Source organism: Paenalcaligenes hominis, from assembly GCF_011927625.1.
Classification (GTDB): Bacteria; Pseudomonadota; Gammaproteobacteria; order Burkholderiales; family Burkholderiaceae_B; genus Paenalcaligenes; species Paenalcaligenes hominis.
The window spans coordinates 661,790-674,328 of record NZ_JAATIZ010000001.1; the positions used below are offsets into that span (position 1 = coordinate 661,790).

At 47.5% G+C, this 12,539-nt stretch carries 14 protein-coding genes; 7 read left to right on the forward strand and 7 right to left on the reverse strand.

Annotated features, from left to right (window positions below; all coding sequences use genetic code 11):
- Positions 1 to 42 precede the first annotated feature (42 nt).
- Together GGR41_RS03190 and GGR41_RS03195 are read left to right on the forward strand one after the other, a co-directional pair.
- Positions 43 to 1,344 carry a mechanosensitive ion channel family protein gene (locus GGR41_RS03190; protein ID WP_167660610.1) on the forward strand — a complete coding sequence of 434 codons (1,302 nt, stop codon included), beginning with the start codon at positions 43 to 45 and terminating at the stop codon, positions 1,342 to 1,344.
- Positions 1,345 to 1,384: 40 nt separating this feature from the next.
- The gene (locus GGR41_RS03195; protein WP_077733213.1) at positions 1,385 to 1,723 is read left to right on the forward strand and encodes a P-II family nitrogen regulator; all 339 of its coding nucleotides are present in this window, start codon (positions 1,385 to 1,387) and stop codon (positions 1,721 to 1,723) included.
- Here the strand turns inward: GGR41_RS03195 and GGR41_RS03200 are convergent.
- Positions 1,720 to 2,949: an MFS transporter gene (locus GGR41_RS03200; RefSeq protein WP_167660612.1), complete on the reverse strand. Its 1,230-nt coding sequence runs from the start codon at positions 2,947 to 2,949 to the stop codon at positions 1,720 to 1,722. The two genes, GGR41_RS03195 and GGR41_RS03200, sit on opposite strands and share 4 nt — an antisense overlap.
- A 114-nt stretch (positions 2,950 to 3,063) precedes the next feature.
- Here GGR41_RS03200 and GGR41_RS03205 point away from each other — a divergent pair, with 114 nt between their 5' ends.
- The gene (locus tag GGR41_RS03205) at positions 3,064 to 3,798 is read left to right on the forward strand and encodes a pseudouridine synthase (protein ID WP_149026072.1); all 735 of its coding nucleotides are present in this window, start codon (positions 3,064 to 3,066) and stop codon (positions 3,796 to 3,798) included.
- Position 3,799: 1 nt separating this feature from the next.
- Here the strand turns inward: GGR41_RS03205 and ugpQ are convergent, their stop codons facing one another.
- On the reverse strand, positions 3,800 to 4,558 hold the full coding sequence (gene ugpQ, locus GGR41_RS03210; RefSeq protein ID WP_167660613.1) for a glycerophosphodiester phosphodiesterase: 759 nt from the start codon (positions 4,556 to 4,558) through the stop codon (positions 3,800 to 3,802).
- Positions 4,559 to 4,715: 157 nt separating this feature from the next.
- Between ugpQ and GGR41_RS03215 the strand changes: the two genes are divergently transcribed.
- Genes GGR41_RS03215 through GGR41_RS03225 form a run of 3 tightly spaced genes read left to right on the forward strand, consistent with a single transcriptional unit; the run spans position 4,716 to position 7,770 of the window.
- Positions 4,716 to 6,653 carry a SurA N-terminal domain-containing protein gene (locus GGR41_RS03215; RefSeq protein ID WP_167660614.1) on the forward strand — a complete coding sequence of 646 codons (1,938 nt, stop codon included), beginning with the start codon at positions 4,716 to 4,718 and terminating at the stop codon, positions 6,651 to 6,653.
- Between the two features lie 53 nt (positions 6,654 to 6,706).
- A complete protein-coding gene (locus GGR41_RS03220; RefSeq protein WP_244951420.1) occupies positions 6,707 to 7,420 on the forward strand; it encodes an AzlC family ABC transporter permease in 714 nt (237 codons plus the stop codon).
- Positions 7,417 to 7,770 (forward strand): AzlD domain-containing protein, encoded by a 354-nt coding sequence (locus GGR41_RS03225; protein ID WP_077733208.1) that lies wholly within the window; start codon positions 7,417 to 7,419, stop codon positions 7,768 to 7,770. The genes GGR41_RS03220 and GGR41_RS03225 overlap by 4 nt, the downstream gene beginning before the upstream one ends.
- Here the strand turns inward: GGR41_RS03225 and GGR41_RS03230 are convergent.
- The 5 genes from GGR41_RS03230 to xth are packed head-to-tail and all read right to left on the reverse strand — an operon-like array spanning position 7,767 to position 12,104.
- Positions 7,767 to 10,037, reverse strand: a complete 2,271-nt coding sequence (locus tag GGR41_RS03230; RefSeq protein ID WP_167660615.1) for a RelA/SpoT family protein — start codon at positions 10,035 to 10,037, stop codon at positions 7,767 to 7,769. The two genes, GGR41_RS03225 and GGR41_RS03230, sit on opposite strands and share 4 nt — an antisense overlap.
- 19 nt (positions 10,038 to 10,056) lie before the next feature.
- Entirely contained in the window at positions 10,057 to 10,260 is a 204-nt protein-coding gene (rpoZ, locus tag GGR41_RS03235; protein WP_077733207.1) for a DNA-directed RNA polymerase subunit omega, read from the reverse strand.
- A 44-nt stretch (positions 10,261 to 10,304) separates the two neighbouring features.
- Positions 10,305 to 10,952, reverse strand: a complete 648-nt coding sequence (gmk, locus tag GGR41_RS03240) for a guanylate kinase (RefSeq protein WP_167660616.1) — start codon at positions 10,950 to 10,952, stop codon at positions 10,305 to 10,307.
- A 9-nt stretch (positions 10,953 to 10,961) separates the two neighbouring features.
- On the reverse strand, positions 10,962 to 11,294 hold the full coding sequence (locus GGR41_RS03245) for a hypothetical protein (protein ID WP_167660617.1): 333 nt from the start codon (positions 11,292 to 11,294) through the stop codon (positions 10,962 to 10,964).
- 30 nt (positions 11,295 to 11,324) lie between these two features.
- A complete protein-coding gene (gene xth, locus GGR41_RS03250; RefSeq protein ID WP_167660618.1) occupies positions 11,325 to 12,104 on the reverse strand; it encodes an exodeoxyribonuclease III in 780 nt (259 codons plus the stop codon).
- Between the two features lie 225 nt (positions 12,105 to 12,329).
- Between xth and GGR41_RS03255 the strand changes: the two genes are divergently transcribed.
- Positions 12,330 to 12,476 carry a hypothetical protein gene (locus GGR41_RS03255; RefSeq protein ID WP_159436808.1) on the forward strand — a complete coding sequence of 49 codons (147 nt, stop codon included), beginning with the start codon at positions 12,330 to 12,332 and terminating at the stop codon, positions 12,474 to 12,476.
- Positions 12,477 to 12,539 lie beyond the last annotated feature (63 nt).

Consider the following 12,539-nt stretch of genomic DNA (forward strand, 5'->3'; position numbering starts at 1 on the left):
CCGTTTTGTCATTTTTAATTTACGTAGCAAAGAAGAGCCCTGATGGAAAACACCCTAGATGTCAGCACATGGCCTGTAAAAGATTGGATTTATCAGTATTTGCCCGAGACATGGATGCAAGTCTTAGCTGGTCTATTGTTTTTATGTGTGCTGTTTATATTATTACGTAGTGTGACACAACGCGTATTGAGTTCGGTGGTGACCAAGGCCTTGATTCGTATGAAGCAAAACAAATGGCTAGATTTATTGGTCGCACGCCGCATTATTAATAGTTTGTCTACGGCTATCCCTTTGCTTATCACAGCTACAGGCATCAGTATGATGCCCTTAAGCCAAGACATGTTGCATTTTTTAGTGCGCGTTATCTTAAGCATTGTCTGTTACTTTCTTTTTAAAGCAATTAGTGGGCTCTTATTGTGTTGGCAAGACATAAAAGACCTCTACCAAGATCAAAGTAAGGCTTCGACCAAAGGCTATATCCAAGTGGCACGGTTAGCGGTCTGGGGCGTGGCCAGCATCTTGATTATTTCCATTTTAGTCGATCGGTCTCCTATGCTCATGATATCGGGGCTAGGGGCATTATCGGCGGTGTTGCTTTTGGTTTTCAAAGACACACTGCTATCCGTGGTTGCTAGTTCTCAGCTCAATTCCAATGACATGCTGCGTATAGGAGACTGGATTGAAATGCCTCAAACAGGTGCAGATGGCTTTGTTATTGATATGGCACTGCATACAGTGAAAGTACAAAATTGGGATAAAACGGTTACCACTATTCCCACTTACCAACTGTTTTCAGGAAGCTATAAAAACTGGCGCCATATGTTTGAATCCGGTGGGCGCCGTATTAAACGCAGTCTACGTATTGATGCTAGTACGGTGCGCTTTTTGAATGCGGAGGATTTAAAAAACTTAAAACGCTTCGCTTTATTAGACGAGTATCTACACCAAAAAGAGCAAGATATACAGGCGTTTAACCAAGAGTTGCCTCAAGAAAACACGGATCCAGTCAACGAGCGCCGTTTAACCAATATTGGCACTTTTAGAGCCTACGCCGACGCTTATATAAAACAAAAGCAGGGCGTGCACCCCGATATGATTATGATGGTGCGTATGATGGAGCCCTCTGCTGAAGGTATCCCTATTGAGGTGTATTGTTTTAGTCAAGACACGGCTTGGGTAAATTACGAGCGTTTACAAGGCGATATTTTTGATCATTTATTGGCTATTTTGCCTGAGATGGGACTGCGTCTTTATCAAGCGCCAGCAGGCTCTGATTTTCGGTATGGTTTTCAATCGAATACCGAGGATTTAAAACGCATAAAAGAGATGTTGCGCGACGCTTAATGCTACTATATGCCATTACTTATTTTTGCTATTGGAAAAGATGAAGCAAGTCACCGCCATTATCAAACCTTTTAAACTGGATGAGGTTCGCGAAGCACTCAGCGAATTAGACATCAGTGGGTTAACGGTCACAGAGGTCAAGGGCTTTGGGCGTCAAAAAGGCCATACCGAACTGTACCGAGGTGCCGAGTACGTGGTCGATTTTTTACCTAAAATTCGTCTTGATATTATCGTGACAGCAGATCGGTGCGACGCCGTGATCGAAGCCATTATCCGTGCGGCTCAAACCGGTAAAATTGGCGATGGCAAAATTTTTGTCACGCCTGTAGAGCAAGTGATTCGCATTCGTACAGGCGAAACCGGCGCCGCCGCAATTTAAGGCTGTGGTGAACGCAATACCGGTTTGCGTAGGTCCAGATATCCATGCCATAGCAAGGCCAAGCTGACCACGCCAATCACAGGAAAACTCCATAGGTTGAGTTGGCTCCAGCCATAGTGGGCTAGTAGTTTCCCCGAGGAAAAAGACGACAGGGCCACTGCACCAAAAATTAAAAAGTCGTTAAAGGCTTGAACTTTGCTGGTTTCAGCCGGTTGATAGCAATCCGTTACCAGAGTGGTAGCCCCAATAAAACTGAAGTTCCAGCCCACCCCTAATAGAATTAGACTTAGCCAAAAATGCATCACCTCAAGGCCGCTAAGGGCCGCTAGGCTAGCGCCACCAAGTAGAGCAATGCCGCTTAGCGTAACAGGAATCTTGCCAAAACGTTCAATCAGTTTAGAGGTGAAAAAGCTGGGCGCAAACATCGCTAAAATGTGCCACTGCACCCCCAGTGTGGAGTCTTCTACGCTATGTCCTGCGTTAACCATAGCTAAGGGCGAAGCGGTCATCATAAAACTCATCAGGCTATACGATACCATTCCTGTCAGGACAGCAATTAAAAAGCGAGGGTTTTTTAAAATCTGTGATAAAGGGCGTGCTGGCTGATTATGATGCGCACTTACCACAGTGCTTGGGCTCATGAGCTCGTCACGCAAGAAAAAAATGAAAGGCAATGCTAACGCTGCTAAGCCCGCTTGAGCTAAAAAAGTAGCAGCAAAAGGCGTGTCAGGCCAGAGATTGCGTGTGTGCAATATGATTTGTGTGGCAAGCACTGCCGCCACTAAGCCTCCTAACATTACCCAAGCAATCACTTTTGGTCGCCATCGGGCTTCTACGCTGTCTGCGGCAGCAAAACGATAATTTTGTACGTATGAGGAGTAGAATCCCGCTAAAATAGTGCCCAAGCAAAATATCAGGAAAGAGCTTTGTGTGACTCCCATAAAAGCCACAAAACCACCTCCAATCCCTAATAACGAGCCAATAATATACGCATTGCGCCGTCCTAGCTTACGCATAAAGAATGCGGCAGGTAAAATACCTAAGGCCAGACCCAAATTAAAAAGACTAACGGGTAGGGTGGCCTGCTCTGGGTTGGTCGCAAGCTGGCTGCCTACTAGTCCGCCTAAAGCAACCACTACTGCTGGGTTAGCACCACCTAGGGCTTGCAACCCCACCAGTAGTTTTGCATTTTGACGGCGTGGGCCACTAAAACGTGAAGTGTTCATAGTAATCTTTTTGGGTTAATGAATGGCTTCGAATTAAAGTTATAACTTTAAGCTATAACTCACCACAATAGTGCTTAAACCAACTCATCACAGGGATAAGCCAATTAAAAGTAGATTATGGAAATTCGCATCTCAAAAATAATGGCCGATCGTGGCATGTGCTCGCGTCGTGAAGCCGATGCTTTTATTGAGCGCGGTTGGGTCAGTGTTGACGGCCAAAAGGCGGTGTTGGGGCAAAAAGCCTCACCGCTAGCTAAAATTACTCTGCATCGTACGGCGCGAGAAAAGCAAACGCAGCGCGTCACCATTGTGCTCAACAAACCAGTGGGTTATGTGTCTGGCCAAGCAGAAAAGGGTTATAAAAATGCCGTGTCATTGATTCAGGCTCATAACCAATTCAAAGGGCGCGATAAAAAAGCACCACGCTTTGACCCAGCCCATTTACGTGGCCTTGCTCCAGCAGGGCGTTTAGATATTGATTCGCAAGGTCTTTTGGTTTTAACGCAAGATGGTCGTATCGCCCGTCAACTCATCGGAGAAGACTCGCCTATTGATAAGGAATACTTGGTTCGTGTCACTGGCAGCCTAGACGAGCGTGGTTTGGCATTGTTGAATCATGGCTTAATGCTAGATGGCGATGAGTTGCGTCCGGCTAAAGTCAGCTGGCTAAACCAAGATCAGCTACGCTTTGTATTGCGCGAAGGCAAAAAGCGCCAGATTCGCCGTATGTGTGAAGCGGTGGGCTTGCGTGTAGTGGGCTTAAAGCGTGTGCGCATGGGTAACGTAGTGCTAGGCGATCTTCCCGAAGGCCAGTGGCGCTACGTTAAACCCGGTGAACGGTTTTTTTAATTTAAAAATGTTTTTGAGGGGTAATGGTATCAATGGCGTCAGTAAAGATGCCTTTGCAACCCCACGCCAGTAACTCTCGGGCTCGGGCAGGATCATTCACGGTCCAAACGCAAACAGCATACCCTTTAGCATTGGCTTCGGTAACGATGTCTTGCGTGGTGTAGTGATGATCTAAATTTAGCGCCACACAATCTAACGCCGCTAAGCGTGTAAATACATCGTGTGGTACTTCGCCCTCGATTAATAAGGCCCGAGGTAGTTCAGGCGCGCTGAGTTTAGCAGCAGCAAGAGACACCTCTGAAAAGGAAGACAGCAGGGGTGGCAGCGTGGCGTGTTGCCAAAGTTGTTGGGCTAAACGTGCAATCTTTGCCCCCGTTTCCGCTTCAAAGCCTGTTTCGGGTTTAATTTCAATATTGCTATGGATATGTCGCGCTATAGTAAAAGCGGCCACCGCATCTAAGGTAGCAATGGGTTCTGCAACATAGTCTGCTTTTAACCAAGACCCAAAATCGAACTGCAGTAGCTCAGCCAAACTGTATGTGCTGGCTAAACCTGTTGCATTGGAAGTGCGGTCAATCGTATCGTCGTGCAATAAAATAGGCGCACCGTCTTGGCTCAGTTTGACGTCGTACTCCATCATAGAAAAACCGTGCTGAGCACCTAGCCGCATAGCAGATAAGGTGTTTTCCGGTGCGTGTTTGCCGGCGCCGCGATGAGCAATTAAGGTAGGGTAAGGCCAGGGGGTCATGATTTGGTTCATAAAACTTGTTCAATAGTAAAAGGTTTACAGTAGAATAACCGTATTTTACTGCGCGCTCTCTAGTTTAGGGGCTGCATATTACAGCTAAAGTGGTAAACTCTTTGGCTAGGTAACTAATCAAAGGGTGTGTATGCAGCCTGCCCCTAATAGGTGATTCATGTTCAATTTTATTCGTAAACATCAACGCTTGATGCAGTTGGTGTTATTGGTTTTAATTTTGCCATCGTTTGTGCTGATTGGTGTCAGCGGCTATACCAACTACGTGTCAGGTGATGAGGATCTCGTCACGGTGGGCGACCAAGCTGTCACGGCCCAAGAATACGATTTAGCCCGACGCAACCAGCTCAATCAGCTTCAACGCTCAATGGGGGGTGGTTTTGACCCGGCTCTTGTCGATACACCAGCAGCCAAACAGCAGTTACTTGACTCATTAGTTGATCGCAGAGCGTTAATTGAGATTGCTACGAAAGATCGCTTTAGCGTCTCTGATACGGCTTTACGTCAAGCCATTGCAGCTAACCCAGATCTTCAGGAAAATGGTGTCTTTTCCCCCGAGCTCTACAACATGTTGTTAGCTCAACAAGGTATTAACAGCAAAGACTTCGAGCAGTCACAGCGTGCCGAGCTTGCGCTAAGCCGCGTCATTAGTCCTGTGGTTCAAAGTGCAACACTACCCGATTTTGTTGTGAAAGAGCTAGAAAATGTGTTGGTAGAAACACGTCTCGCCCAAACGCATACGATTCGTGCTCAAGATCTGCTTGATCAACAAACCGTTTCTGACGAAGAAATTCAAACCTGGTATCAAGCCAATCAAGACAGCTTACGCTTGCCTGATTACGTCAATGTGGATTATGTGCTCTTAAACGAAGAGGCCGCTGTTAAGAGCGTGGCCGAGGTCAAAGAGGACGATTTAAAAGCCTATTACGAACAGAATAAAACTCGGTTCGTTTCCCCTGCACGCATTCATCTCAGCCATATTTTGCTGCAACCAGGTAAAGATAATGCTCAGCATCAATCGGTACAACAACAAGCTAAAGAGCTTGCCCAACAAGCTCAGGCGAATCCCGCTCAGTTTGCTGAGCTAGCCAAAGAACACTCCCAAGACAAAGGCAGTGCAAACAGCGGTGGCGAGCTCGGGTGGATCACGCACGGCAATTGGCCTGCAGCACTTCAAGATGCTGTGTTTGCCCTAAAGAAAGGCGAGGTTTCAGGCGTAATAGAAGGTCCTGATGGCTACCATATCTTTAAAGCCAACGATTACCAGCCGCAACAAGGGCAGGCTTTTGACGCCGTAAAAGACGAAATTACCACCGAAGTGCGTCAACAATTAGCGGCAGAAAATTTTGCTGAAATGGCGACTAAGCTAACGCATATGGTTTATGAAAGCCCTGAAAGCTTACAAGCCGCCGCCGATGCGTTGGGTTTGCCTATCCTAAAGGCTCAAGGGGTAGCGCGTGAGCAAGTCCTAGATGCTAAGCAACTAGGAGCCACAGCCTCCGAACACGAAGATCTGCTCGAAGACCCACGCGTGCGTCGTGCTTTGTATGCACCTCAATCACTGCAGGATAAGCAAAATGCTGGCGTAGTCGAAATTGCATCGGATACGATTGTGGCTGTGCGTGTCAACGAGTTCGTACCTGCCCATGTGCCCGAGCTGACTCAAGTTCATGATGAAGTAGAAAAAATGCTGCGCCAAGAAAAAGCCGTTGCGGCAGCCCAAAGCGCAGGGCAAGCCCTCTTAGCTAGCCTGCAAGCAGGCGAAACCCCTGAGGTTGAGTTTTCCAACGAACAGGCCGTCAGTCGCATTCAGCCAGAGCAGATGCCCAAAGCCAGTCTTGACGCCTTGATGGCAGTAGATACCAGCCAGCTGCCTGCGTATGTGGGGGTAGAGTTAGATCAGGGCTATCAACTCGTTAAAGTAATTGGCCAAGAAAAAGGGGAATTGGATCCTCTTATCTCCGAAGCGATTCACGCACAGCTGCAACAAATTTGGAGTGATGTCCAAGAGCGCAGCTATATGGCAGCTTTACGTGAACAATTAAATGTAAAACAGCTGCCCGCCGCGGAAACAGCCATGGCAACAGAAATCGATTAATCGGCTGTTATTTTAATTTTTAAGCCCCTAAACGGCTGTTAGGGGCTTTTTCTTTGAGTCGACGTATGCGATCAGCGGTGAGTAGGGGGCTGTGGGACAGTAGTTCCATTATGTTGGGTTATTTTCCTGTGGCTGTGTCATTTGGTGTGGCCGCCATAAGTGCGGGCTTAGCCCCTTGGATGGCGGTATTAATTTCGGTATGCATTTATGCAGGAGCCAGCCAATTCATTTTATTGCTTTTAATTGCGCAACAAACGGATGTCTGGAGCATGGTGTTTATTGTGATTGCCGTTAATTTGCGCCATGTGTTTTATGGGCCCGCGTTATTAAGCCAATTTAACAGTACAAGCTTAGAGCCTAAACCCTATGCCGTGATGGCGTTTGGCTTGACTGATGAGGTGTTTGCTGCGGCACGAGCGCGTTTATCTCAACTACGTGTTGCGCCTAAAGCTTACTGGTATATCGGCTTACAACTGGGGGCGTACAGCTCTTGGGTCATAGGCACGGCGGTAGGCGCTTATTTAGCTAGCGACTGGCTAAGTCGTTTTCCTATTTTGCAGCAAAGCTTGGCCTTTGTGTTGCCTGCTTTGTTTTTTGCTTTATTACTCGACATGATAAACAGCGTTGACAAGCGTCTATTGATTGCCGCTGCGCTAAGCACTGGGTTAAGTAGTCTGTTCTTTGCAGCCCATACCAGTTTGATTATAGGCATGGTGGTGGGCTGCGGCTGGGCGCTTGTCACTCAATTAAAGAGGAAAAGGGTATGAGCAGTAGTGCGCTGCTTGTGTTGCTAATCGGAGCAGGGCTTGGAACGTATTTGCTGCGGTATTTACCGATGCGCTGGTATGCCAGTCTAGAAACAGTATTTCAACGGCCAGCAGTAAAATACGTACTCAGTGCGCTGGGGCCGGCGGCCATTGTGGCTTTGTTGGTGGTATCGCTAATGGGATTGACGGACGCTGCTTACCGCTGGAGTGCTCAATCCGATGAGTTACGCATCGGCATAGCACTAGGTTGTATGATGCTAAGCCGTTACTGGCAAAAAAATGCGATTCTTACGACGTTACTAGGTGTCGTAACGTATGGTTTAGTGCTAATGCTACAAAACCAACTTTAATTTTGGCCTTTGGTACGCGCTATTTTTTGTACCTGAGGCACTTGGCGCATGGTACGGATGACTTGAGCTAAGTGATTACGGCTGTCAACTTGCAATGTTAAATGCAATAGAGCAGTAGCGCTGCTGTCTTCATCAGGCATCGTTAAATGTAAAATATTGGAATCGGCATCGGTAACCGCAGCCGCAATGCGACCCAGTACACCCCGCTCATTGAGAACGGTCACATCTAGACGGGTCGATAAATGACGAGCGGTTTTTGTATCCCAAATCACTGGAATCCAGCGCTCGGGTTCTTTACTTTGCTGTCGTTGGGCAATAGCGCAATCCGCCATATGAACTACCAAACCATGACCCATGCGAATGCCACCAATAATGGCATCGCCAGGCAGTGGGCCACAACAATGTGCTAGCTGAACGGCTTGGCCCTCGTTGCCTTGAATGACGACTGGAGCGCGCGCGTTAGAGGTGAATTCATCCACAGCGGCGGCGGTGGTCTTAAGTAAAGGATTATCATTAATAAAGCGACGCGCCACCACAGCCGCTAAGCGCTTGCCTAGACCAATATCGGCGAGGATTTCATCGCGATTGGTTGCGCCAGAGCTTTTAATTAATACAGACCAAGTGGGGTCTTCGTCGCTAAGCATATCAATGCCTAGATCGCTAAGGGCCTGTTTCAAGAGACGGCGGCCAAATGCCACGGACTCTTCGTATTGAACGGTACGCAAATAATGGCGAATTTCAGAGCGTGCTCGTCCGGTTCGGACATGATTTAACCATTGAGCGCTGGGGCGAGCTGCAGGCGAAGTAATAATTTCCACCATATCACCGCTTTTAAGCTCACTGCGTAAAGAAACGTATTCATCGTTAATTTTCGCTGCCACCGCATGATTGCCAATATCAGAGTGAATAGTATAAGCAAAATCAATAGGGGTAGCACCGCGTGGCAGGGAAATGATTTTCCCGTGCGGCGTGTTTACATAAACGGCGTCAGGGAAGAGGTCGACTTTAACGTGGTCTAGGAACTCACTGGAATCGCCTGTTTGGCTTTGAATATCGAGTAAGGACTGCAGCCAACGGTGCGTGCGTTTTTGAAGCTCATTTAAAGAGACATCTTCGTCTTTGTAGAGCCAATGTGAGGCAACGCCTTCCTCGGCAACGTGATCCATTTCGCGAGTTCGGATTTGGAACTCGACGGGTGTGCCGTAGGGGCCCGTTAAGGTGGTGTGCAACGACTGATAACCATTAATTTTGGGAATGGCTATGTAGTCTTTGAATTTGCCTGGAACAGGCTTGTAGAGCTGATGCAAGGTACCCAGTGCAAGATAGCACTCGGGCAGCGTATGGACAATAATTCTGAAACCATAAATATCGAGCACATCGGAGAACGATTTTTTTTGCTCTACCATTTTGCAAAAAATACTGTAAAGCGATTTTTCGCGTCCAGAAATTTTAGCTTCGATGCCGGCAGCAGGCAGGGCTGTGCTGATGGCATCGCTGATCTTACCTAAGGCATCACGCCGGTTGCCGCGTGCAGCCAAAAGGGCTTTGCGTAGAACACGGTAACGATTGGGGTGAATAGCTTGAAAACAGCGATCTTGTAATTCACGAAATAGCGCATTTAAACCTAAGCGATGCGCAATAGGTGCGTAAATCTCGAGGGTTTCTTTAGCAATACGGCGTTGTTTTTCTGGACTGACTGCGTCCAGCGTGCGCATGTTGTGGAGCCGGTCAGCCAATTTGATTAAGATGACGCGGACATCGCGTGACATGGCCAACAGCATTTTTCTAAAGCTTTCAGCTTGTTGTTGGCTTTTGGTTTCAAACTGTAGGCGTTCAAGTTTAGAGACGCCATCTACAATTTCCGCTACATCGGTGCCAAACTTTTCAGCTAGCTCTTGTTTGCTGACGTCTTGATCTTCGATCACATCGTGCAGCAGTGCAGCCATGAGTGAGTCAGCATCGAGCTTCCACCCTGCACAAATTTCCGTCACCGCAATAGGGTGAGTAATATAGGGTTCGCCACTTGAGCGGAATTGCCCTAGGTGGGCTTCATCGGCTAAACGATACGCTTCGCGTACTCGCTCAACGTCTGCAGCATCAAGGTATTTGTTAATAATTTTCGTTAAGGGGGCTAAGGAGGCAATGGTATTTTTAGCCGGTTCAAGCTTAGGTACTGATACAGCCGCTTTGCGCCTACCTAGACGAGAGCTTTTCTTCAGTACGGCGAGTAAACCGGACGATGCACCTTTGAGTGTAGAAAATGCCATTGCCTGACTCCGTAACGACTTAAGTAGGTACTTTACGTAGCATTTCCAAACCGGTTGCGCCGGAAGCCACTTCGCGTAAAGCGGTGACAGTGGGTTTATTTTTGGTTTCTAAACGGGGCTCATGACCCTGGGCAAGCTCGCGCGCACGATACGCCGCTACCAAGGTTAGATTAAAGCGATTTGGAATTTGGTTTAAGCAGTCTTCGACCGTAATACGAGCCATAAGTGTCTACCTGTATGTAAGTAAATAAATTGAATATATCTTTATTATAAGGCGGCTGTGGCTGCAGCGCTAATACCTAACTGATTAAATAATTCAGCGTGGCGTTGCGCTTGGGCTGGTGTGTGCAACCGACTCGACTGTATGATGGACTGCAGCTGAGTGAGAGCGACATCAAAGTCATCATTGATAATAGCATATTGGAACTCTCCCACGTGCGCCATCTCGCCCCCTGCTGCTAATAAACGGCGTGCAATGACCTTGTCATCGTCTTGACCGCGCTTACGCAAACGCTCTTCCAAGGCCTCGATCGAGGGCGGCAAAATAAAAATGCCAGTGGCTTCAGGAAAATGCTTGCGAACTTGACGAGCCCCTTGCCAGTCAATTTCGAGTAATACGTCGCGCCCCTGTTGCAAAGCACGTTGTACAGGCTGGGCAGGGGTGCCATAAAAATTACCATGGACTTCGGCGGATTCAAGTAAGTTATTGCTGTCGCGCAAACGGTGATATTCGTCTACAGAAATAAAATGGTAGTGTTTGCCGTTTTCTTCACCTGGGCGCATAGGACGCGTGGTACATGAAATAGACAGCATAATGCTGGGGTCAGTGGCTAATAGGGCATTAACCAAGCTGGATTTTCCTGCTCCGCTTGGGGCGGCGACCAGATAAATACGGCCGGTAGAAATGGTGGACATAAGGCTCCTTTAGTGATGCTGGGTATGCCCAGGGGTAATGCCAAATTGTGCCAACACCTCGTCTTTAGTGGCCTTGTCTAAACACAAAAAGACGACGGTATCATCAGGGTTAATATTTTGACTGACGTCTTCAATCATGGCTGCGGCGTCTTCGGGTTGACCAACAGCCATTACGTGAATATCGCCATCTGCTTCAAAACGCTCTTTGGGTACGATATCCGCGACCAGATCAATGTTAGGTTCGCTAACGACCACGTAAGCTTGCACAGGGCAATCGTCTAAGTAAAGGCTCAGCACAGCGCCTTCATCAAAGGTAGCAATAAGGTGGTTGGTTGGGCTCATAAGGCCTCCGCGTAGTGAGCGTTGGAATGGTTATAAATTAAATTGCACAATAACCGGAGTGTGATCGGAAGGCTGTTCATTGGAGCGTGGGTCTTTGTCTACGTAACAAGCCTGACTGTGCGGTTTGAGTGCGTTAGATACTAACGCGTGATCAATACGCAGTCCGGCATCACGCCTAAAGGCTCCGCGACGATAGTCCCACCAAGAAAAGCCGGGGGAGTCTTGGTCAAATAATCGATAGGCATCATGAAGACCTAAATCGATCAGTTTTTGCCAAGCCGCACGCTCTGGAGCAGATACATGCACTTTGCCTTCCCATTTTTTGGGATCATGCACATCTAAATCGGTTGGGGCAACATTATAGTCGCCTAAAATGGCAAGTAGGGGATATTGTTCGAGTTGTTCTTGTAACCAGTCGTGCAAAGCGGCAAACCAATTTAATTTATAAATGTATTTATCGCTATCTAGGTCTTGGCCATTAGGGCAGTAGGCGCTTATTACACGGATTGGTCCCGCTGAGCTGGGGTAGGTGGCTGCAATAAGTCGTTGTTGGTGGTCCTCGAACCCTGGGATATTACGTTGTACCTCTGTCCCTTCCGTTTTACTAATAAGAGCAACACCATTATAGGTGGGTTGACCAGCCCATTGTGCCTGATAACCCAGCTCTTTAAAGGCATCAAGAGGAAATTTATCTTGGGGCAGTTTGAGTTCCTGTAAGCACAACACATCAACGGGATGCGTTTCAAGCCAATCCAGTACTTGGGGTAAGCGTACACGTAGAGAGTTGACATTCCATGTGGCAAATTTCACTGCTAAAGCCCTATTAAAAACACATTTAGGTTAAAAAAACTGCTCCTAAATCATAACCGATATCCCGTGAGCCATGCGCAATGACCGCGTTTTCTCACTCGTCATGATTATTGCTATTTATCTAAACTATTGTATCGATTGGTTTTTTTAATTGATTTCAGTTATAATGATTTCTGCTGGGGGTAAAAGGGCTTACCCCCTTAATTTTTTAGCAGGAGGTGTTTCATGGCCACAAAACGACCAACACGTCGTCGCCAGCAATTGGAAATTGAACCCCTTAACTGGGTTGCACCCGATGCACGCGCTACTCAAGAAGAGCGTGTCGAGCTTGATGAACAAGAGCAGGAAAACAAGAAAACAGCCAAAAGCTAGCTTTTTGTATTCGTATACCTAAACGCGCAGGCAATATGCCTGCGCGTTTTGTTTTGTACTGAG